The sequence below is a fragment of the Halomonas sp. 7T genome (assembly GCF_025643255.1).
Taxonomy (GTDB): Bacteria; Pseudomonadota; Gammaproteobacteria; order Pseudomonadales; family Halomonadaceae; genus Vreelandella.
In genome coordinates this window covers 283508-306774 of the sequence record NZ_CP087112.1, presented here as the reverse complement: position 1 = coordinate 306774, position 23267 = coordinate 283508, and the positions used below count along the sequence as shown (strand labels likewise).

Here is a 23267-nt window from a genome sequence, read left to right as displayed (position 1 = left end):
CTTCCCCCCTTTACTCTTGAGGCGCCGCATGGGCACGGGTACGTGCTGCTTTATGCTCAACGGCGGCGTTAACAAACCCTGAAAACAGCGGATGACCGTCGCGAGGTGTCGAGGTAAATTCCGGGTGAAACTGACACGCGACATACCAAGGGTGATCGGCAAGCTCCACCACTTCGACCAGTGATTGGTCGACGCTCTTACCTGAAATCACCAAGCCTGCCTTTTCCAGCTCATCAATAAACTGGTTATTGACCTCAAAGCGGTGGCGGTGGCGCTCAACAATTTCATCGGCACCATAGGCCGCACGCGCTTTACTACCCGATGCCAGGTGACAAACCTGCCCGCCTAGGCGCATGGTGCCACCTAAATCAGAGGCTGCGTCGCGTAGCTCGATTTTGCCTTCTGCGTTAATCCACTCAGTAATCAGGCCCACCACCGGGTGTTGAGTATCGTGGGTAAACTCGGTGGAGTTTGCGTCTTCCCAACCTGCCACATTGCGAGCAAACTCAATCACCGCTACCTGCATACCTAAACAAATCCCCAGGTACGGGATGTTGTTTTCGCGGGCAAACTGCGCGGTCAGAATCTTGCCTTCCACGCCGCGCTCACCAAATCCACCAGGTACCAGAATGGCATCTTTACCCGCCAGACGCTCGGTGCCGTGACGTTCGATGTCCTCGGAGTCGATGTAGTCGATGTTGACCTTAATACGGCCTTGAATGCCCGCATGGATCAGCGCTTCGTTCAGCGACTTGTAAGCATCCAGCAGCTCCATGTACTTACCGACCATGGCGATGCTCACAGACTTCAGCGGGTTGAGCTTGGCATCCAGTACCTTCACCCACTCAGAAAGATCCGCAGGCGCGGCTTCCAGGCGCAGCTTGTCGCAGACGATATCGTCCAGGCCATGCTCGTGAAGCATCAGCGGAATACGGTAAATGGTGTCAGCGTCTTGTAGCGGCACCACCGCACGCTCTTCCACGTTGGTGAACAAGGCGATCTTGCGGCGCTCACTCTCCTCAAGCTCCACTTCGCTACGGCAAATCAAAATATCCGGCTGGATACCGATAGAGCGCAGCTCTTTGACGCTGTGCTGGGTCGGCTTGGTTTTGGTTTCGCCTGCGGTCTTGATATACGGCACCAGCGTCAGGTGCATATAAATCGCGCGGCTTGCCCCTAGCTCGCTGCGAATTTGGCGGATCGACTCCAGGAACGGCAGCGACTCGATGTCGCCCACCGTACCGCCGATTTCCACCAGCGCTACGTCGAAGCCTTCACCACCGGCGTAGACGCGTTGCTTGATCTCATCGGTAATGTGCGGAATGACCTGGACAGTGCCACCCAGGTAGTCGCCACGGCGCTCTTTGCGCAGGACGTTTTCATACACACGGCCGGTGGTGAAGTTGTTGCCCTGGGTCATTTTGGTACGAATAAAGCGCTCGTAGTGACCAAGGTCCAGATCCGTCTCGGCGCCATCCTCGGTGACGAACACCTCGCCGTGCTGGAAAGGACTCATGGTGCCCGGGTCCACGTTGATGTAGGGGTCGAGCTTGAGCATGGTGACCTTAAGGCCGCGGGCCTCTAGAATCGCCGCCAGCGAGGCAGACGCAATGCCCTTGCCAAGAGAGGACACAACGCCGCCGGTCACGAAGATATATCGTGTCATGGAAAACCTGTCGAAACGTGATCAAAAGGCGTAACAGAAAGCCACACCAGGATGGGACGACAGAATAGCAGAGTACGCCTAAAGGCTCAATTTGAACTGCTCTAGTTGAGGGACGACATCGCCCCTCACTATCCAATATCACACGCCCAGGTAGTCCAAAATCCCTTCTGCCGCTTGGCGACCCTCATAAATCGCGGTGACCACGAGGTCAGAGCCGCGCACCATATCGCCACCGGCAAAGATTTTCTCGTTGCTGGTTTGGAAAGCGTATTGGCCGTGCTCAGGGGCTTTGACCAGATCCCACTCGTTAACGTCGATCTTGGCGCTATTGAACCAAGGTGCCGGGCTGGCCTGAAAACCAAACGCCACCACGACCGCGTCGGCGGCGATGATCTCTTCAGACCCTGGAACGACTTCTGGACGACGACGGCCATTCTCGTCCGGCTCACCCAGGCGCGTGCGAACCACTTTCACGCCTTCGACTTTATCCTCTCCCACGACCGCCACCGGCTGGCGGTTGAACAGGAACTCGACGCCCTCTTCGCGCGCATTAGCGACTTCACGGCGCGAACCTGGCATGTTCTCTTCATCACGGCGGTAGGCACACGTCACGTTAGCGGCCCGCTGACGAATTGAGGTGCGGTTACAATCCATGGCGGTATCACCACCGCCTAACACCACTACGCGCTTACCTTCCATGGAGATAAAGTCATTCGGATCTTTCTCGAAGCCCAAGCGACGGTTGACGTTGGCGATCAGGAAATCAAGCGCCTTGTAAACACCAGGCAGGTCTTCGCCGGGGAAGCCGCCCTGCATGTATTTGTAAGTACCCATGCCCAGGAAGACCGCATCGTACTCTTGCAGCAGCGTCTCAAACTCTACGTCGGTGCCGATTTCGGTATTCAAACGAAATTCAACGCCCATCTCCTCAAACACCGCACGACGACGCTCCATAACGTTCTTTTCCAGCTTGAACTCTGGAATACCGAAGGTCAGCAGACCGCCAATTTCAGGGTACTTATCGAATACCACCGGCTTCACGCCGTTGCGCGCCAGAATATCAGCACAGCCCAGGCCCGCAGGACCTGCACCGACGATGGCAACCTTCTTGTCAGTCCACTCTACTTTGGACATATCCGGGCGCCAGCCCATGGCGAAGGCGGTGTCGGTGATGTACTTCTCCACCGAGCCGATCGTCACGGCGCCAAAGCCGTCGTTCAGGGTGCAGTCGCCTTCACACAAACGGTCTTGCGGACACACGCGACCACATACTTCCGGCAGCGAGTTGGTTTTGTGTGACAGCTCGGCCGCTTCGATGATGTTGCCTTCCACCACTAGCTGCAGCCAGTTGGGAATATAGTTATGTACCGGGCACTTCCACTCGCAGTAGGGGTTACCGCAGTGCAGGCAGCGATGCGCCTGACTAGCTGCATCGGTGGGTTTATAGGGCTCGTAAATCTCCGCGAACTCTTTTGACCGGGTGTGCGCGGCTTTTTTCTGCGGGTCTTTACGACCCACATCAACAAACTGGAAATCGTTATTTAAACGGTTGGCCATGATCTCTCTCCTCGAAGCGTAAGCGCTGGTAGGTTATTCCGGCTGACGCCGAGACTGATTCAGCAAACTACCCAAACTTGCCGCTTTTGGCTTCACTAGCCAGAAGTGGCGCGCGTAGTCGCCGAAGTCTTCCAGAATCGCCGCGCCACGATCAGAGCCTGTTGCCGCAACATAGGCTTCAATCATTTCACGCAAGTGGCGGCGATACGCTTCCATCGCTTCTGTGTTGACCCGGTGGATCTCAACCAACTCATGGTTGTACTTGTCGACAAAGGTACGGTCTTCATCCAGCACGTAGGCAAAACCGCCGGTCATGCCCGCACCAAAGTTAACGCCGGTTTCACCCAGCACGCAGACCAACCCCCCGGTCATGTACTCACAACAGTGGTCGCCAGCGCCTTCGATCACGGCGGTCGCACCGGAGTTACGCACCGCGAAGCGCTCGCCAGCGGTACCGGCAGCAAACAGCGTGCCGCCCGTTGCCCCATAGAGGCAGGTGTTACCAATGATGGCGGTTTTGTGGCTCTCAAACTGGCTGACTTTCGGCGGCACAATCACGATGCTACCACCGTTCATACCTTTGCCGACGTAGTCGTTGGCATCGCCTTCCAGGTACAAATTCAGGCCGCGTGCGTTCCACACCCCAAAGCTTTGCCCCGCCACACCTGTAAAGCGTGCAGTGACCGGCGCTGCTTCCAGGCCATCTTCACCGTAACGCTTGGCAATTGCCCCAGAGGTTAAAGCACCTACGCTGCGGTCGCAGTTGGTGATCGTGAAGTCGAAGGTGCCGCCCGACTGAGACTCAATGGCCTCTTTCAGCGCTGCTAGCACTTCCTGGTTCTTAGCACCCGGATCGTGGGGCACATTGCGACTCACCTCGCAGAACTGCGGCGCATCTTTAGGCACAAAATCATTGGCGAGCAGCGGCGTGAGATCCAGCTTGCGCTGGGACGCCGTACTGCCTTCTAACACTTCAAGCAGATCGGTGCGACCGATTAGATCGGTCAGCTTGCGAACGCCAAGCATCGCCATCAGCTCGCGGACTTCCTCTGCGATAAAGCGGAAGTAGTTTTTGACCATATCCACGGTGCCGCGGAAGTGCTCGCCGCGCAGAAAGTCATCTTGTGTTGCCACACCGGTGGCACAGTTATTCAGGTGACAAATACGCAGGTATTTACAGCCCAGCGCCACCATCGGCGCCGTACCAAAACCGAAGCTTTCGGCACCGAGAATTGCCGCTTTGACCACATCCAGGCCGGTCTTCAGGCCGCCATCGGTTTGTAGGCGAATTTTGTCCCGCAGGCCGTTAATGCGCAGCGCCTGATGCACCTCAGGCAGGCCAAGCTCCCAAGGAGAACCCGCGTGCTTAATGGAGGTAAGCGGGCTGGCCGCCGTGCCGCCGTCATAGCCAGAGACGGTGATCAGATCCGCGTAGGCCTTGGCGACACCGGTGGCGATGGTTCCAATGCCGGGCTCGGAGACCAGCTTCACTGACACCTGGGCATCTGGGTTCACCTGCTTGAGGTCAAAAATTAGCTGCGCCAGATCTTCGATGGAGTAAATATCGTGGTGCGGCGGTGGTGAAATCAGCGTGACGCCGGGCACGGAGTAGCGCAAGCGAGCAATCAGCTGATTGACCTTACCGCCCGGCAGCTGACCGCCTTCGCCGGGTTTAGCACCTTGGGCCACTTTAATCTGCAGTACTTCGGCATTCACCAAGTACGCTGGGGTGACACCAAAACGACCGGAGGCGATCTGTTTGATTTTCGAGCTGCGAATGGTGCCGTAGCGGGCCGGGTCTTCGCCACCTTCGCCGGAATTGGAGCGACCACCCGCCTCGTTCATGGCCTGGGCCAGCGCTTCGTGAGCCTCAGGGGAGAGCGCCCCCAGCGACATACCGGCGCTGTCAAAACGCGGAATCAGCGCCTCAACCGGCTCAACCTCTTCCAGCGGCATGGGCGTCTCAGCGGGCTTGAGCGTTAACAGGTCACGAATGGTGGCCACTGGGCGCTCGTTTACCAGCTGCGCAAACTTCTTCCACTTGGCGTAGCTGCCTTCCTGCACCGCCTCCTGAAGGGACTTCACCACATCAGGGTTATAGGCATGGTATTCGTGGCCATGCACGTATTTGAGCATGCCGCCTTGGGAAATCCCTTTACGGGCAATCCAGGCATCTTTAGCCAGTAGTTCTTGCTGCAGCTGAAGCTCGGCAAAGCCGGTACCTTGAATACGCGACGCCATGCCCACAAAGCAGGTGTTCATGATTTCATCGGATAAACCTACCGCTTCAAACAGCATGGAGCCACGGTAGGAGGCCAGCGTCGAGATGCCCATTTTAGAGAGAATCTTGAAGAGCCCTTTCTGCAGGCCTTTACGGTAATTCTCCCGCGCATCGGCCGGATTACCGCTCAGCTCCCCGGTGCGGTGCATATCCGCCATGACCTGGTACGCCAACCATGGATAGACCGCCGTCGCGCCTACACCAAAAAGCACCGCCATTTGGTGGGCATCTCGGGCGTAGCCAGTTTCCACCACAATGTTGGCATTTGGGCGAAGCGCTAAACGGCCAAGATGAGAATGCACGGCACCGACCGCTAGCGCGGCCTGAATAGGCAGTTGACCTTTAGGTAACTCCGCATCGGTGAGCACCAGAATCACCTTACCTGCCTTTACTTGCGCTTCGGCCTCTTTGCATAACGCCGTAACCGCCTGTTGCAGGCTGGTGCTTTCTGGATCGTAGCCCAGTGTCAGCGTGTGGCTGGCAAAGGCGGGATCATCCTGGCTGACCAGCGCGGTAAATTTACGCGGTGAAAGCACCGGCGTGGTCAAAATCAACCGGTGAGCATGCTCAGGCGTGGCCTTGAACACGTTCAACTCCGCCCCACAGCAGGTTTCCAGCGACATGACGATCGCTTCGCGCAGCGGATCAATCGGTGGGTTGGTAACCTGGGCAAACTTCTGACGGAAAAAATCAGTCAGCAGGCGCGGACGGCTCGACAGCACGGCCATGGGCGTATCATCCCCCATAGAACCCACCGCTTCCTGACCGCTCTCTGCCAGCGGGCGTAACACTTGGTCGCGCTCTTCGAACGTTACCTGGAACATTTTCTGCTGCACGTTAAGCGCGTTAGTATCCATCGTCTGGAAGCGCGCCAACTCGGTTAGCGCTGACTCCAGGTAGTTCGCCTCTTGCTTCAGCCAGCGCTTGTAGGGATACGCGGACTTTAATCGGGCATCGATATCATGCGTATGCAGCACTTCACCGGTTTGGGTGTCCACGGCAAGGATCTGGCCTGGGCCAACACGGCCTTTTGCGACCACGTCTTCCGGCTTGTAGCCGTAGGTACCGATTTCGGACGCCAGCGTGATGTAGCCATTCTTGGTGATCACCCAACGTGCCGGGCGCAGGCCGTTACGGTCAAGCATGCAGACCGCCTGGCGACCGTCTGTCATCACCACACCCGCTGGGCCATCCCAGGGCTCCATGTGCATGGAGTTATACTCATAGAAAGCACGCAACTCGGCGTCCATGGTCTCTACGTTCTGCCAGGCAGGCGGCACCATCATACGCACGGCGCGGTGTAGCTCCATGCCCCCGGTCAGCAGCACTTCCAGCATGTTATCCATACTGGAAGAATCAGAACCGGTGGTATTAACGATTTCATCCAGCTCGGCGATATCCGGCAGGCGTTCGTTAACAAAGTTCGCTTTACGGGAGTTTGCCCAGCCACGGTTAGCTTCGATGGTGTTGATTTCGCCGTTATGGGCCAGCAGGCGGAACGGCTGGGCCAACGGCCAGCGCGGCGCCGTGTTGGTTGAGAAGCGCTGGTGGAACACACAAATAGCGGTTTCCAGACGCGGATCGTTTAAATCTTGATAAAACGCCGGCAGATCTTCCGGCATGACTAAGCCTTTATAAGACACCACTTCTGACGAAAGTGACGCAACATAAAACTCTTCTTCTTTGCGCAGCGCCTGCTCGGCATAGCGGCGGGCCATGAATAGATCGACAGCAAAGCTTTCGCTGCTACCGGGCTGCACAAAAAGCTGTTCAATGCGCGGCAGACAGTCAAGCGCCATGGGGCCGCAAACGCTGGAGTCCGTGGGCACCACACGCCAACCCAATACGTCCAGGCCACGGGTGCTTAGCTCAGCAGCCAGCGTCTCTTTGGCCTTGGCGGCACGCGCATCGTCATCGGGGAGAAAAACCACGCCGACGGCAAACTGCTCGCCCAACTCTGCACCCAGCGCCTCTTTGGCCGCCTCGCGCATAAACTGAACAGGCATTTTAAGCAGCAGCCCGCAGCCGTCGCCGGTTTTACCGTCGGCCGCAATGCCTCCACGATGGGTCATGCACGTCAGTGATTCAATCGCCGTTTTCAGCAAGTCGTGACTGGCCTGCCCTTCCATGTGGGCAATTAAGCCGAAGCCGCAGTTGTCGCGAAACTCGCCGGGCTGGTGGAGACCTCTATTCATGGGCGTGCCTCTGTTAAGCGTGTTTTATTAGCAGCGTTTACATGGTATATTTTCAGGTTTTTCTTTTTTTATGGCTCTCTTATAACCCGCCCATACAGGGAGCTTCCCCTAACCGCTGCTGCAAGAAATGGCCGTTCAGCATAGCGATTCGCCCCCAGCGCGCGCAATCTTTCACAGCGCCTGAACCCCCTAAAACCCTCGCCAAATCCTACAGTTACATTTACTCAATTATAAAAAACACATACACTTCAACTACTTGCAAACCCATAAAACGATTTTTAAACGATAAAAAATAGCATATATACTTTAGTCGGAAATTGACCTAAAACCCCATGCCGATAGCGCATAAGGCATGCGGATTAAAATCCAGGTGATTTTCCATCTATCACGCAGGTAATAAAAAACCCGCACAGCGGCGGGTTCATCCATATGGGCGAAAAGAGGTATTCAGTGTTCATAGCGAACAGCGGGTAAAGCGTTTTAGTGGCGAGGATAGTCCTGTAGCAGGTTCAGCAGGGTATCAGCGGGCGCTGCATCGCTCACGCAGGCATCGCCTAAGGCGTTGAGCAGCACCAAGCGAAGCTTCTCGTCGATATTCTTTTTATCTAATCGCATACGCACTAAGAAATCATCCGCCGCCATATTCGCTGGCGCTGCCAGCGGCAGCCCGGCGCTTTGAATCACCGCGTGCGCTCGTTTCAACGCCGCCGCGTCAATCCAACCTAACCGATGCGACAGCGTTGCCGCCATCGCCATACCAGCGCCGACGGCTTCGCCATGCAGCCAGTTACCATAACCTTGGTGCGCTTCAATCGCATGTCCAAAGGTGTGGCCAAGATTCAATAGTGCGCGGACGCCTTGCTCGGTCTCATCTTCGGCAACGATGTCTGCCTTGATCTGGCAGCTTTTGGCGATGGCCTCCGCAATCACATCAGGGGCAACGCTGCGCAGTGGCTGCATGTTGTCTTCTAGCCAGCTTAAAAATGCCTCATCGCGGATCAAACCGTACTTAATCACCTCAGCAAGCCCTGCAGAAAGCTCGCGGCTAGGCAGCGTGGTTAACGTATCGGTATCCACCAGCACCGCTTTAGGCTGCCAAAACGCGCCAATCATGTTTTTACCGAGCGGATGATTCACACCGGTTTTCCCCCCCACAGAGGAGTCCACCTGAGAGAGCAGCGTCGTTGGCACCTGAATAAACGCTACGCCGCGCTGATAAGCGGCAGCGGCATAGCCCACCATATCGCCAATCACACCGCCGCCAAGGGCAATGAGCGTGCAGCGACGATTAAAACCCGCTTCTAACAGTGCATCCCAAATACGCCCCACCTGCTCGATGGTTTTATGCTGTTCGCCATCCGGAAGCACCACGCGTTGCACGTCAAGGTGGTCAGGCAGTGTGGCGCAAAGCGCTTCTAAATAAAGCGGCGCGATAGTGTCATTGGTCACTACCATCACCTGCTTACCCGCTAAGTAAGGCGTCAGCACATTGGCATGCTGTAGCAGCCCTGCACCAATGTGAATAGGGTAGCTACGGTCACCCAGTGACACCGTTAACGTGCGCTGGGCATTGAGCGTTTCAGTCATTGCGTTACCTTCTTGTTCGGCACTTTATTTGGCCCTCCAGCGGCTTCCAGCGGGTCTACCAAGCGGTGCACACGGCGCAATATTTCATTAACCACGGCCCGGGGGCTGCGTCTATCGGTGCGCACGGTGATATCCGACGTGGCGCGATAAAGCGGGTCTCGGGCGGCAAACATATCATTTAGCACCTGCTCGCGGTTGGCGCACTGCAGCAGGGGGCGATTACGATCTTTGGCGGTACGCTTCAGTTGCTGGTCAACGGTGGTCATGAGATACACCACGGTGCCGCGTTCGCGAAGGGCGCGGCGGTTCTCTTCGCGCAGAACCGCACCACCACCGGTGGCTACCACCACCCCTGGCAGTTGGGTAAGCTCATCGATCATTTGAAGCTCACGCTGGCGAAAACCGGGCTCCCCTTCGACATCGAATATCCAGGGTATATCAGCCCCGCAGCGATCCTGTATGGCATGGTCGCTGTCATAAAAAGGGCGCGATAGCTCTCCCGCCAATAGACGGCCTATCGTGCTTTTACCAGCCCCCATAGGGCCAATTAAAAAAAGATTGGGTAAATCCTGCATCAGCGAATCATCAAACCATCATCAAGGAGTCGTGGAGTAATAAAGACCAATAACTCTACCTTTTCATTACTCTCTTGGGTATAGCGGAACAGACGACCTACCAGCGGCAGGTCACCCAGCAAGGGCGTTTTGGCAATTTGGCTTAGCTGTTCTGTGGTTAAAATACCGCCTAGCACCACGGTTTGACCATTATCCACCAGCACCTGGGTTTCAATCTGGTTGGTATCAATCGGTGGCTCGCCACCAAACTCGCTCTCGCGAAAGCTATCGTTTTTAATCACCAGATCCATAATGATGCGGTTATCTGGCGTGATTTGCGGCGTCACCTCTAACGAGAGCTCCGCCTCTTTAAACTCGGTATCGGGGTTACCCTGAGAGTCGACGCTTTGGAAGGCACGCTCTTCACCCTGGCGAATAATGGCCGTGCGCTGGTTGGCGGTAATCACCCGGGGCTGGGAAATTGTCTGACTTTTGCCTTCGCTTTCTAGCGCTCGCAACTCAAGATCCAGCAATATATCGCCAGAGAGATAGCCAAAGCTAAAGCCGGTGCCTGCGGCTCCCGTTGAACCGAGATCGACGGCCAGCCCACCTTGGGCACGATTAATGCGATTGGGGTTAATATTACGTCTTTCAAACGCGCCATCTTCCCCTTCTAAAAAGCCACGGGTGCTATCAAGCCCCCAATTTATGCCCAGCTCACGCGAAGCGGTATCCCGAGCAATCACAATGCGCGCCTCAATTTGTACTTGGCGCACCGCCACATCCAGACGATCTAACGTGCGCATAATGTCACGCACTTGATCAGCGGTATCCTGAATCAGCAGCGTGTTGGTGCGCTGGTCGACGCTCACGCGACCACGATCGGTTAATAAGCCAAATCCATCGCCGCCGCGCAACAGCTGAGCGAGGTCTTCTGCACGCGCATATTTAACTTCGATAAATTCAGTGACCAGCGGCGAGAGCGTTTCGCGTTGATTACGCGCCTCAATTTCTTGACGCTCAATCGCCGCCAATTCACTGGCGGGAGCGACGACAATCACATTGCCCTGCTCTCGACTTGATAGTCCCTGGCTTTGAAGTATCAGCGCCAGCGCCTGATCCCAAGGTACGTCGTTTAAGTTGAGCGTCACGCGGCCAGTGACGCTATCGCTTGCCACTAAATTAAGCCCGGTAAACTCAGCAAGCGTGGCCAGCACGGCGCGCACTTCAATATCTTGAAAGTTGAGACTGAGCCGGTCGCCGGTGAAGCTATTTTCTTGTGGCTCGCGATCAGACTGCGCCTCAGGCGTCACGGGTTGCACTTCAATCGTCAGCGTGCGTCCGCTTTGAGAAGAAATCATCGCGTAGGGGCCGTCAGTTTGCAGCTCAAGCAATACATCTCGCTGGCCAGGGCGCGGCGTAATGCGGGTAATCGGTGTGGCAAAATCGGTCACGTCATAAATCTGATTAAGCGCATCGGGAAGGTCAACATCGCGCAATTCGGCAACAACACGCCCTTCACTGCCTTCACGCACTTGGCTTACCACACCGTCTCGATCAAAGGTAATCAGCAGCCTGCCAGCACCATCAGGGCCGCGACGAAAATCAATATCTTCAACGCTGGGGCCTTGTAGCGTTTCCAGCGCAGGAGCCGGTTCACTGCTGCTGCTAGAGGCTACGAAGGATATCCTCAACTGGTCACCCTCCACCCGGGAGCGGTAATCAAGGGGCTCAGCTAAATCGACTACCAGTCGTGTGCGGCCGTTACCTTCAATGGCAGTAACTCGTTCAACGCCGCCGCTGCCCACATTTAGCCGGCGTTGCGCTAGGCCGCTTTGAGTGTCGGCTAAATCCAGCGCTAAGCGCGGCGGCGCATCCAGCCGGTAGCCGGTTAGCTCGGCCACACCGTCGCTGAACTGCAGCACCAATTCCACCTCCCCGCTATCTGCTTGGTGTACATCCATGTGCGTAAGCACCGAAGCCAAGCTTAATGACGGGGTAAGGGCTAGCAATAACAGCGTAATTCGACGAAGCGCGGCGACCATAGCGTGGTATCCAGTAACAAGTAAAAAAGACTATTCATCAATGACAAGCGCTGCTTGGCGCTCTTGCCACCCCTGCTGTTGGCTAAATACTCGCTCCACAATCGTGATCTCTTGGGAGCTGATACGAGTAATTTGGCCGTGGTTAGTGCCTAAATAATTTCCTTCACGCACGCTGTTCACGTTCCCGTCGGGCGTGGCAATCAGCGCGATATGCTGCTCTCCCATTCTTAACGTTCCTACTAACCGTAACGCCTCTAGCTGAAAGCTCTCTAGCGGCTCCGTAGGACGCTGATGGTCAGGGGCAAACTCACTCGCTTCTTGCCGTGATAACAGCGCCTGGCTTTGCACACTTTCCGGCGCAAGAAAAGGGCTACGCGCCTCAGCATACCGATAATCAAGCGGCTGTGGGTCAGGCATCGGCGATATGATATTCGGGGCTTGGCCACCAGGAGCACGGCGTATGTCGGCCAGCGTGGCATCTAGCTGGTCGATGCGTGCATCACTACACCCCGCCAACACAAGGCTGCAGCACACCCACACCCAGCGCTTCATGGCGCACCCTCCTCATTGGCTTCTTCTACATAGCTGTAGGTACGCGCAAGTAGAGAGAGCCTTAGCGCATCACCCTGCTGGTCGACAGGCGCCAGCGTGAAGTCATGCTGGGTAACAATCCGCGCCATTTGGCTTATGTCCGCCACAAACTGCGCTAGCTGGTGGTAGCCTCCGCGCACCTGAATATCCAGCGGGTGCTCAATATAGTGCGTGTTGCTCACCGTCGGCCGTAAACGTATCGTTTCAATCGTTAGCCGGTGATCTACGGCGGCATCACTAATACTATCCAGCAGCGATGGTATTTCAGCACTGGTGGGCAGCATGGTTCGCATTGTCACCATCTGCTCTTCCAATGTGGCCAACTGATGTTGGAGTTCGGGTAAGTAAGCCGCTTCTGTTGCTTTGCGGCGATACTCACCTAGCAAGCGCACCTCTTGGCGCTGCTCGATGGCCAGTTGCTCACGCTTTTCGCCCACCAACCACCAGCTGATCCCGCCAAACATGAGCAAGAAGGCGAGTACGCCGCAGAGCCCTTTAAGTAGAAAGGGCCACTCTCCCGCCTCTTTAACGTCCAACGCTTGCCAATCCAGCCGTTGAAAGCGTTGCCACTCTAAGCGCCAGCGTTCACGACTCCAACTCATGGTTCCTGCTCCTCTGACGCCGCTTCCTCAGCAAACTGAACCACTTCAAATTGAAAAACGCGCTCACTGCCGCTTTGCCCGCTCGCCACTTCTGAAAGCACGGGCACCCCCAACCCTGGCATATTAGCAATTTGACGCAGCTGCTCGGATACCTGACGCTCGTTTCCTGCCACCGCAGAAAGGCTTATACGTTCGCCACTTCGGCTAAGGCGTTGATAAACCACGCCCTGGGCCACACTGGCGGCTAAATCATTAAACAGCCGTACAGTATTGATGCGCTCATGATGCAGCGTTTGAAATAGCTGGAGCTGCTCATTTAGCTGCTCAGCATCGGCCTGATAGCGCTGCACATCAGCAATTTCCCGATTCAACCGCTCTATATAAGCAGTGATGTAGGCGTTGCGCTGCTGCTGGGCAACCAGTTCCTGCTGGTAAAAGTACGAAACCGTGTAGGCAAGCGCTCCCCCCAGTAACAGCATAAATAGCACCGCACCATAAAAGGCGCGGGTTCGCTTCTCACGCCGCTCCTCACGCCAGGGCAACAGGTTGATATTGATACTCACTGGCATACCCTCATTGCCAACCCCCCGGCCGTTAACATGGCAGGGGCATCGTTGGTGAGCGCTTCAATATTTAGGCGCTTATTGATGCGCATACGCTGGAACGGATTCGCAATGGTCACCGACATACCGCTATCTTCTGAAATACGTTCGGCAAGCCCAGGAATAACGCTTGAACCTCCCGCTAACACAATGTGCTGCACCTCATGCTGGCGAGCAGCGGTGTAATAAAGCTGCAGCGAGCGTCCCACTTGCTGTACCACGGTTTCTAAAAATGGATTCAGCACCATTGCCTGATAATCGTCGGGTAACCCGCCGCGCTTTTTAGCGAACCCGGCCTCTTCATTACTCATCGAATAGCGGTCACGAATCGCATCGGTAAGCTGGCGCCCACCAAACACTGTGTCGCGGCTATAGACAATTTGCCCACCGCGTACCACGTGAAACGCGTTCATATTGGCGCCAATATCCACTAGCCCGACACACGCCGTTGGGTCGTTTTCAACATTTAACTGGCGGCGCAGCTCGGCCAGCGAGCGCTCCATAGCAAAGGTTTCTACATCAACAGCGGCCGGTTCAAGCCCCGCGCGCTCGAGGGTTTCAGTGAGCTGAGTCACATCCTGCTGACGACAGGCGACTAACACTACCTGCTGCTGGTCTTCGTCGAATGGCGCTGGCCCCAAACACTGGAAGTCAAATGCCACTTCACTGAACGGAAAAGGAATATGACGGTCAGATTCCGATGCAATCCGCTCTTCGATTTCATCTTCGCTAAGCGATGCCGGAAACGTAAGCGTTTTGGTAATAGCGGCACTGGCTGGCACGGCTACCGCTGCTTTACGCGTAGACGGCTTGGCATGCTCCACCGCACGACTTAGCACGTTAGCCACATCGTTAATATCGCGGATGCGGCGCTCTACCACGGCGCCTTCACGCAATGGACGTACAGCGTAGCTTTCTACTTGATAATTATCGTTGCACTGCTTGAGCTCTAACAGCTTGACGGTTGCCGACGTAATATCGACACCAATCAACCCTTTTGTGGGTTTAAGTAAGCGCATGTGGGGTTCGGCTCCGCCTGCCAATCTCGCGAGTTCTGAGGTTACATGATTTTTAGTTAAGTCACACGCGAATGGCATTGCGGCACATCAACACTGGTGACCGCTGCGCTGCCTTCCTATAATGGCTGCCAATTGCGTGATACGGTCGTTTAGACACCGTGTCTATTCTCCTTTCCACGGGTGTACTCTGTTCATGACGTTTTTTCGAACCCTCATCCTGTCACTTTTTTCGCTAATCGTTGCGCTCACAGGCGCTGTCGTTTTAGCAGTGGTGGGTGCCGCTATTTATTTTTCTCCTGGTCTACCCGATGTGCGCCAGTTGCAAGATTTCGAGCTACATACGCCGCTGCGTATCTTCACCAACGACGGCAAACTGATAGGTGAGTTTGGTGAAGAGCGCCGTATGGCGATCGACTTTGATGACATCCCCCAGGACATGATCAATGCCCTGATTGCCGCTGAAGATGCCAGCTATTTTGACCACGCGGGGGTTGACCCAAAGGGGTTAGCAAGGGCTTCCGTAGAGCTGGTACAAAGCGGGGGTACGATTCAATCAGGCGGCTCCACCATCACCATGCAGGTCGCGCGTAACTACATGCTGACGCTGGACCAAACGTTTACTCGGAAGATCCGTGAAATTCTGCTTGCCCTGCAAATGGAGCAGGTGCTGAGCAAAGAGGAGATATTTGAACTCTACGTTAACAAAATTTTCCTGGGCAACCGCGCCTATGGCATTGCCGCTGCCTCAGAAACGTATTACGACAAGCCGCTAGCAGAACTGACGCTTGCAGAAACTGCCATGATTGCAGGACTGCCCAAGGCGCCTTCCGCCTTTAACCCGTTAGCAAACTCTGAACGCTCGCTGATTCGCCGTAACTGGATTCTGTTCCGTATGCGTGAGTTAGGCTATATAGACGACGCTGCTTATCAGGAGGCGGTTCAATCGCCAGTGACCGCCCGCCGCTACTTTACCCAAACAGAAGTGGATGCCGCTTACGTGTCTGAAATGGCACGCCAGTACGCGGTGGAGCGCTTTGGCGACACGGCCTATACCGGTGGATACCGCATCTACACCACCATTGATAGCGAAATGCAGCCGTTTGCACACCAAGCGCTCGCCAATGGTTTGATTGCTTACGACCTTCGTCATGGCTGGCGAGGAGCGGAACAGCGTGACATCGCAGCAAGCTTAGTAGAAGCGCAAGAACAGACCGCTACCCAAGGACTAGAAGAGGAGCTTGCAGAGTCTCCTGAAATCCGTCAAACGGCGCGTCAAGCAGCTCAGCGCAGCCAGACGGAAGTGGAAGGCATTGAGGGCGATGTAAGCAACTGGCTACAAGTGCTGGACCGCACCCCCAATTTTGGCCTGCTGCGCCCCGCCATTGTGGTAGAGAGCAGTGGTCGTGAAATGCAGGTGCTAACACGTGGTGGCGAACTGCGCACCATTGCGTGGAGCGGCCTAAGCTGGGCGCGCCAATACCTAAGCCCACGTAGCCGGGGCGCCGAACCGAGCTCAGCCGATCAAATTGCTGTGCGCGGCGATCTGGTGCGTGTATTTGAAAATGAGGACGGCACCTTACGTTTATCTCAGCGGCCTGATGCGGAAGGCTCGCTTGTGGCACAAGACCCACAAACCGGAGCCATTTTAGCCTTGCAGGGCGGCTTTGATTTTAACGCCAGCAAGTTCAACCGTGCCGTTCAAGCGCAGCGCCAGTCTGGCTCTATCTTTAAGCCGTTCATTTACCTAGCCGCGCTGGAAGATGGCGAGATGAACGCCGCGAGCGTTGTCAATGATGCGCCTGTGGTACTGGATGATGGCAGCAACTCTTTGTGGCGCCCGGTGAACTCAAGCCGCGACTTTCAAGGCCCAATGCGGCTGCGCCCTGCGCTTGCCCGCTCGCGCAACCTCGTCACGATTCGGGTTCTGCAAACCATGGGGCTGAATCATACAATCAACTACCTAGAAGGTTTTGGATTTGCCCCTAGCCGTTTACCACGCGGTTTATCCCTTGCCTTGGGCAGTGCCAGCTTAACCCCCATGGAGATGACCAACGCCTATTCGGTGATTGCAAACGGAGGCTTCCAGGTCGCACCCTGGTTTATCGAGCGGGTCACTCGTAATGATGATAACGAAGTCATTGATGAAGCCACGCCACAAGTTGCTTGCCCAAGCTGCGCTGATGGCCAGGAAACCGTTGAAATCGACGGTAAAGAGTATCCGGTTGCGCCACGCGTGGCAGATGCTGCTGCGGTATACATTTTGCGCGACATGCTGCGCGACGTTATTACCTCGGGGACGGGCCGAGCAGCATTGAGCCTTAACCGTGACGATATCGTGGGTAAAACGGGTACCACAAATAACCAGCGTGACGCTTGGTTCGCCGGCTTCAATAACGATGTTGTCACCACCGTGTGGGTGGGTAAGGACAGCAACGAAACGCTTGCCGAGTATGGCGCGAACGCGGCGCTACCTATCTGGATTGAGTTCATGGGTGGCGCTCTAGCCGGCACCCCCTCGGCTATCCCCGAGCGTCCGGACACGGTGATTTCGGCCCGAGTTGATGCCGACACAGGTCGCCGCCTGCCAGATAATCAATCAGGCGGTATCTCTGAGCTGTTCCATCGGGATCATCTGCCTGACGTCCAGACCGGCCGTATTAGCCGTGAACTAGAAGAGGTAGGGGGATCACAAGGGTCTGGCACGGCAGAGTCGATCTTCTAATCACGCCGTCACTCCCACGGCAAGCAAAAGCCCGGAAACCACATGGTTTCCGGGCTTTTTTACGTCAGCATGTTGGTGTTTTTAGGGCCGCTTAACCCGCCATGGGGGTTGCCTGGGACTCACGCTTACTTGCCAGCCAATTAGCCCCTATCGCCACCACCATGACGGCGACACCCGCCACCTCAGTGAGTAAGCTCGGGTAGAACACACCGAAGATAGCAGCGCCAATCGCCAAGCGTGGTACCAGCGACATTTTAGTGAAGAGATAGCCCTCTAAAGAGGCCGCAAAGGCACCCAGAGCAAGAATCGCGATAATCGCATTCCAAATCACGACAGGCACCGGGCCGCCGACAATGATTTCCGGGTTGAACACCATAAACAGCGGAATCAAATAGAGCCCTTTGGCAAATTTCCACGCCTGGAAACCGGTCTCCATAGGTTTACTGCCCGCAATGGCCGCCCCAGCAAAGCCAGCCAAGGCGATGGGCGGCGTCACGTTAGAATCCTGCGAGTACCAGAAGACTACCAAGTGAGCAATCAATAGCGGCACCCCAAACTCAGCGGTCAGCGCCGGTCCGACCAGTACAATCAACACAATGTAGCTCGCGGTGACCGGCAGCCCCATGCCAAGAATTAAACTTGCCAGCAGCACCATGACCAGTGCCAGCACCAAATTACCGCCTGAGAACGCCAGCATCATGGAGGAGAACTTAAGCCCCAGCCCTGTCAGGCCGACAACCCCAACAATAATCCCCGCCACCGCACAGGCCATGGAGACCGCCACCGCATTGCGTGCGCCTAGCTCTAGGCCTTGCACTAACTTGACGAGGCCTGCCCATACAACGCCCTGTGTGCGTTCAAACGTCACTGGCTGTCCCTGATGGGGGGCCACAAAGAAGTACCACAAGGCATAGCGTAATACCGCCACTACTACCATGGTCACTACCGCGTAGTAGCCCACCCGCATGGGCGACATATTCATCGCCAGAAGCCATACCAACACCGCCAGCGGTAGCAAAAAGTGCCAGCCATCCTTCATGACCTGGCGCATCTGCGGCAACTCGCTTTTCGGCAAGCCCTGCATGCCTTGCTTCAAAGCAATGATGTGCACGAAGAGATAGACCGTCGCGAAGTACATGATCGCCGGAAGAATACTGATTTTGACGATCTCTAAGTAAGGCGTATTGGTATATTCCGCAATCAAAAACGCGCCAGCGCCCATTAGCGGCGGCATAATTTGCCCACCGGTAGACGCGGCCGCTTCGATACCCCCGGCCTGCTTTGGCTTATAACCGAGCTTTTTCATCAGCGGGATAGTAAACGCGCCGGTCGTCACTACGTTGGCAATGGCGCTACCGGAAATCGACCCCATTCCCGCCGAGGCTAATACGGCGGCTTTCGCCGGGCCGCCGCGCTGGCGCCCGGTAGCAGCGTAGGCCATATCGATAAAGAATTTACCCGCCCCGGTGCTTTCTAGGAACGCGCCAAACAGTACAAAGATAAAGATATACGTCGCCGCCACCCCTAACGGCAGGCCAAAGATACCCTCCTGGCCCAGGTAGAGCTGCCCCGCTACGCGGTCAAGGGAGTAACCACGATGCGAGAGAATACCGGGCATCCACTCGCCTAACCAAGGCAGCTCCCCCCGCGGCCCTGCAAAGGCATAGATAATAGCCAGCAGACCAATCACCGTCATGCCAAAACCTACCGCGCGCCGGCTGGCTTCTAACACGGTTACCGTGGCAATACAGGCGACCAGAATATCCGTCTCGTTCCAGAACCCAGCACGGCTAAAAATCGCGTCCAGGTTAAGGACTAAGTAGCCGCCAGTAAGCAGTGCGCCCGCTAAGAACAGGCAATCTATTCCCCAGCCAAGCACGCCACGTTTTCGCTTTGGACCGAAAGCCGGAAACATAAGAAATGCCAGCAACATAATCAGCGCTAAGTGAATGCTACGCTGATAAAACAGCCCCAATGGCTGAATGCCGGCAGAGTAAAGTTGGAACAAGGAAAGTCCCACCGCCACAATGGTGATACACCACAGCACCATGCGGGGTTGAATCGCATTACCGCCTGGCATTACAACCGGCGGTGGCGTGGATTCGCTCATGAAGTCCTCGGAAGCGTTGTCTTGCTTGTTTTTTATCTACGCGGGATCGCGTCAGGCGGTGTCAGTTGAATAGTCACACGCTGCCCGGCCACCCTATGGCTTAAGCTCACGATAGGATGCTCACCATCAGGCCAGATCACACGGTGGTTCACGGCCGCTGACCCCACCCGCAGCACATAGCGATTGTTCGCCACCGGCTCGTCGATCGCGTTAATCCAGTAGCCGCCCTCGCCATCGGATACCTGCTCGCCACGCCCCGCAATATGCCCAAGCCCGGCGGCAAAGTCCGGCTGGTGGCTACGCTCTAGCTGCATGATGCCGCCTGCATTGCGGTAACAGTCCAGCACCGTGAAGTGCTCGACTGAGTGCTGCCACTGGATACACCACCGGCCGCCCTCAGGTACCACCACGTCCACTAGGGCATCGCCCTGTTCAGTGGTCACCGTTAACCGCCCAGACGCAGACGCCGAAGCGGAGGAAGCCCCCACTTCGGCGAATGGTAAACATATCAAGAGGAGCGCTATTAGCCGTATTGCTCGGCACTGCATAGCGAACAGTCCTCCACGCGCTGCTTACTGACGCAGACGATCCGGAATCTCAGCGCCTACTTCTTCGAAGTAGCGAATCGCGCCCGGGTGTAGCGGCACCGGCGTGGAGTTCATGGTGAACTCGACGGTAGTGTCGTTGGCCGCCGGATGAACGGCAATCAGCTCATCGGTGTTTTCAAACAGCAGCTGGGTTAGCTGGTAGGCCAGCTCTTCATCCATATCCGCATTGACGACCAGCACGTTGGGAATACCGATGGTTTGCACCGCTTCGTCCATGCCATCGTACATGCCTGCGGCCAGCTCATAGGGAGCAAAAACCTCTACTGTTTCCTGGGCGTTGGCAATTTCTTCGTCTGATAAGCCAATCAGGCGAATATCTCGTGTGGCTGCCAAGTTCAGAATAGAACTAGTGGGTGGCCCAACGCTCCAGAAACCGGCATCGATATCGCCATCACGGATCGCATCGGCGGTCTCGTTAAAGTTAAGACGCTGAGGGGTGAAGTCTTCATAGCTGACGCCATTCGCCTCCAGCACCGCACGAGCGTTAAGCTCGGTGCCGCTACCCGGTGCGCCCACGGAAACTCGCTTACCGGCTAGGTCTGCAATGGTATGGATGTCGGATTCCGCCAGCGTAACAAGCTGAACAGCATTGGGGTACACAGAGGCCAACGCACGGGTATTCTCGATTTGACGGCTTTCAAAATCCCCAGTACCGGTATAGGCCTGATAGGCGGTATCAGCCAATACGAGCGCCAGGTCAGCATCACCGCGCATGATCAGACCCATGTTCTCGACAGACGCACCGGTCACTTCGGCCGTGGCCTGAGCACCTTCAATATGATTGTTGATCATCTCGGCAAAGCCACCGCCGATCGGATAATAAACGCCGCCGGTACCACCGGTAGCAATGGAAAGCTGTTGCGCACTGGCAGGCAGTGCTACGGCTAACATGGATGCTGCCGCTGCGTATTTTAGCGTTCTCATGAGCGTTTCCTCCGTCCTTACTTGGACTTATAGGTATGGTTGACGAATTAGGGAGGTGTAGTGCCCCAGCTTCTCGCTGTCGTAAACGGCAAGCAGAAGCGGTGCAGAGAAGTTAGCACGGCTTGCGCGTTTGATGCCAATAGCAACATTACTCGCCAAGCTGAGCCTTCACTTGCTCCACGATATGAGCACCAATGGGCAGTGCCGAGGTCGCCGCAGGCGAAGGCGCGTTGCCCACATTCACCGTGCGCTTAGTATTCACAAACAGAAAATCATCCACCAACTTGCCGTCGTTAGAGACTGCCTGAGCACGCACACCCGCCGGGTAAGGCGTTAGGTCGTCAAGCGTTAAGCTGGGGCAGTACTTGCGCACCAACTCAAGATAACCGCGCTTGTAGAGCGAATTTTTCATCTCAAACAGCCCTGGTTTCAGGTGTTTACCTAACACCTTCAAAATACCAGGATGCGTAAACATCTGGCCCATATCGCTGAGCGACATATCTTGCTTACGGTAACCCTCGCGCTTCAGCGCCAGCACCGCGTTAGGGCCAACGGTCACCGTGCCGTCAATCATGCGGGTAAGGTGCACCCCTAAAAACGGCATAGCAGGGTCAGGAATCGGGTAAATCAAGTGGTTCACGATCTGGTTATGGCGCTCGGGCAGCAGGTAGTACTCACCACGGAAGGGGCAGATCATAAAGCCCGGGTCTTTGCCCAGCATACGAATGACCCGGTCCGCCATTAAGCCCGAACAAGAGACCAAATAGCGGCCGGTAAACGTTTCCTGCTGAGTCGTCACCACCACCTCATCGGCACGCTCTTCGAGGCCGGTGACACAGTGGTTAAAGCGGATCTCACCGCCGAGGCGCGTAAACTCTGCCGCCATGGCGCGAGTCACCTCGGCGTAATTTACAATGCCGCTAGAAGGCACGAAAATGCCCGCCACACCGGTGATGTTGGGCTCGCGCTCCTTGAGCGCATCGGCCTCTAGCCACTCACGCTCCAGGCCGTTAGCGGCAGTGCGCTCCCACAACGCCTCCATGCGCTGTTTTTCAAGCGCGTTGGTGGCGACTAACAGTTTGCCGCAGATGTCGTAATTCACGCCGTGCTGGTCACAGAACTCACGCGTGGCGCGGTTGCCTTCCTGGCAAAACTTCGCTTTCAGGCTACCCGGCGTGTAGTACACCCCCGCGTGAATCACCCCGCTGTTGTGGCCAGTTTGGTGCTGCGCCGCCCCCGCCTCTTTCTCGATGACCAGCAGGCGCTTATCCGGGTAGGCTTTTTGCAGCTGCATCGCGGTGGAAAACCCCAGTATGCCGCCGCCCACAATGATGAAATCCCACATAAATGTCGTTACCTGTGCCAAATTTTTAAAATTTATTGATAATAGCCGTTATTCAACGTTGACCGCCACGCCCCGACATTGGTCTACCCCTAGATGGGTCTAAGGAGTTCTTATGGAGCACGATGCGCCGCGCCAAAACCTCGCGATTAGCGCCTACCACGCGCTAAAGCACGACATCATTCGCGGCCGCTATGCGCCTGAAGAGAAGCTTTTGATGAGCCGCTTAAAAGAGTATTACGGAGTAAGCACAGGACCGCTACGCGAAGCGCTTTCCCAACTGGTGGCCGACCGTTTAGTAGTAGCAATTAGCCAGCGCGGTTATCGGGTGGCCGCGATGTCCCTGGCCGAGCTAAACGATATTTACGATGCCCGCGCCCAGTTAGAAGGGCTGATTTTACGCTTGGCGATTGAGCGCGGCGATGACGATTGGGAAGCCAACGTGCTGGCGACCGCTCACCGCTTAGCCAAGGTGACCGAGGTTAGCTCCCCCGATGAGTTGCTGGACGGCTGGGATTTACGCCACAAAGCATTTCACACCGCCATCGCCAGTGGCTGTAACTCGCCGCACCTGCTGCAAATGCGCGACACCCTGTTTGATCAGGTAGAGCGCTACCGCCACTTATGGCTGCAAGAGACCGTCATGTCGCCCCAAGCCCTTGAAACCAAACGCCAAGAGCATGCCGCACTGGTAGACGTAATTCTGGCGCGAAATGCTGAGCAAGCCGCCAACCTGATGCGTGACCACCTAATGACGCCGGTGCCGATCATTACTCGGGTACTTCAAGCCCGTGGCATCCGTTAAATTCTGCGTTTTAAAAAAATGTAGATATTTTTAAATAACGGCGATACATTGGACTCA

Annotated in this window: 16 protein-coding genes; 2 read left to right on the top strand and 14 right to left on the bottom strand. The window is 55.9% G+C overall.

The window, feature by feature from the left end:
- Nucleotides 1–10 precede the first annotated feature (10 nt).
- The 10 genes from LOS15_RS01470 to LOS15_RS01425 all read right to left on the bottom strand — a co-directional run bounded on the left by LOS15_RS01470 (nt 11) and on the right by LOS15_RS01425 (nt 14699).
- A complete protein-coding gene (locus LOS15_RS01470; RefSeq protein ID WP_263067625.1) occupies nt 11–1666 on the bottom strand; it encodes a CTP synthase in 1656 nt (551 codons plus the stop codon).
- Between the two features lie 138 nt (nt 1667–1804).
- The gene (locus LOS15_RS01465; RefSeq protein WP_263067624.1) at nt 1805–3223 is read right to left on the bottom strand and encodes an FAD-dependent oxidoreductase; all 1419 of its coding nucleotides are present in this window, start codon (nt 3221–3223) and stop codon (nt 1805–1807) included.
- Nucleotides 3224–3256: 33 nt separating this feature from the next.
- Complete coding sequence (gene gltB / locus LOS15_RS01460) at nt 3257–7699, bottom strand: glutamate synthase large subunit (RefSeq protein ID WP_263067623.1); 4443 nt, start codon at nt 7697–7699, stop codon at nt 3257–3259.
- Between the two features lie 480 nt (nt 7700–8179).
- Complete coding sequence (gene aroB, locus LOS15_RS01455; RefSeq protein WP_263067622.1) at nt 8180–9286, bottom strand: 3-dehydroquinate synthase; 1107 nt, start codon at nt 9284–9286, stop codon at nt 8180–8182.
- Nucleotides 9283–9861, bottom strand: a complete 579-nt coding sequence (gene aroK / locus LOS15_RS01450; RefSeq protein WP_263067621.1) for a shikimate kinase AroK — start codon at nt 9859–9861, stop codon at nt 9283–9285. Before aroK ends, aroB begins: the two co-directional genes overlap by 4 nt.
- On the bottom strand, nt 9861–11885 hold the full coding sequence (gene pilQ, locus LOS15_RS01445) for a type IV pilus secretin family protein (protein ID WP_263067620.1): 2025 nt from the start codon (nt 11883–11885) through the stop codon (nt 9861–9863). Before pilQ ends, aroK begins: the two co-directional genes overlap by 1 nt.
- Before the next feature lie 30 nt (nt 11886–11915).
- The gene (locus LOS15_RS01440) at nt 11916–12437 is read right to left on the bottom strand and encodes a pilus assembly protein PilP (RefSeq protein WP_263067619.1); all 522 of its coding nucleotides are present in this window, start codon (nt 12435–12437) and stop codon (nt 11916–11918) included.
- Nucleotides 12434–13078, bottom strand: a complete 645-nt coding sequence (locus LOS15_RS01435; RefSeq protein ID WP_263067618.1) for a type 4a pilus biogenesis protein PilO — start codon at nt 13076–13078, stop codon at nt 12434–12436. Before LOS15_RS01435 ends, LOS15_RS01440 begins: the two co-directional genes overlap by 4 nt.
- The gene (locus LOS15_RS01430; protein ID WP_263067617.1) at nt 13075–13647 is read right to left on the bottom strand and encodes a PilN domain-containing protein; all 573 of its coding nucleotides are present in this window, start codon (nt 13645–13647) and stop codon (nt 13075–13077) included. Before LOS15_RS01430 ends, LOS15_RS01435 begins: the two co-directional genes overlap by 4 nt.
- Nucleotides 13638–14699, bottom strand: coding sequence for a pilus assembly protein PilM (locus tag LOS15_RS01425; RefSeq protein ID WP_263067616.1), 1062 nt, complete (start codon nt 14697–14699; stop codon nt 13638–13640). Before LOS15_RS01425 ends, LOS15_RS01430 begins: the two co-directional genes overlap by 10 nt.
- Nucleotides 14700–14892: 193 nt before the next feature.
- Between LOS15_RS01425 and LOS15_RS01420 the strand changes: the two genes are divergently transcribed.
- Nucleotides 14893–17421: a penicillin-binding protein 1A gene (locus tag LOS15_RS01420; protein WP_263067615.1), complete on the top strand. Its 2529-nt coding sequence runs from the start codon at nt 14893–14895 to the stop codon at nt 17419–17421.
- A 91-nt stretch (nt 17422–17512) separates the two neighbouring features.
- Here the strand turns inward: LOS15_RS01420 and LOS15_RS01415 are convergent, their stop codons facing one another.
- From LOS15_RS01415 to lhgO, 4 genes are all read right to left on the bottom strand, one after another.
- Nucleotides 17513–19531, bottom strand: coding sequence for a TRAP transporter permease (locus LOS15_RS01415; protein WP_263067614.1), 2019 nt, complete (start codon nt 19529–19531; stop codon nt 17513–17515).
- Nucleotides 19532–19563: 32 nt separating this feature from the next.
- Nucleotides 19564–20079 carry a DUF1850 domain-containing protein gene (locus LOS15_RS01410; RefSeq protein ID WP_263067613.1) on the bottom strand — a complete coding sequence of 172 codons (516 nt, stop codon included), beginning with the start codon at nt 20077–20079 and terminating at the stop codon, nt 19564–19566.
- Nucleotides 20080–20103: 24 nt separating this feature from the next.
- Complete coding sequence (locus LOS15_RS01405; protein ID WP_263067612.1) at nt 20104–21063, bottom strand: TAXI family TRAP transporter solute-binding subunit; 960 nt, start codon at nt 21061–21063, stop codon at nt 20104–20106.
- Nucleotides 21064–21211: 148 nt separating this feature from the next.
- Entirely contained in the window at nt 21212–22408 is a 1197-nt protein-coding gene (gene lhgO, locus LOS15_RS01400; RefSeq protein WP_263067611.1) for an L-2-hydroxyglutarate oxidase, read from the bottom strand.
- A 112-nt stretch (nt 22409–22520) separates the two neighbouring features.
- Between lhgO and csiR the strand changes: the two genes are divergently transcribed.
- Complete coding sequence (gene csiR / locus LOS15_RS01395; protein WP_263067610.1) at nt 22521–23210, top strand: DNA-binding transcriptional regulator CsiR; 690 nt, start codon at nt 22521–22523, stop codon at nt 23208–23210.
- The last annotated feature ends 57 nt before the right edge of the window (nt 23211–23267 follow it).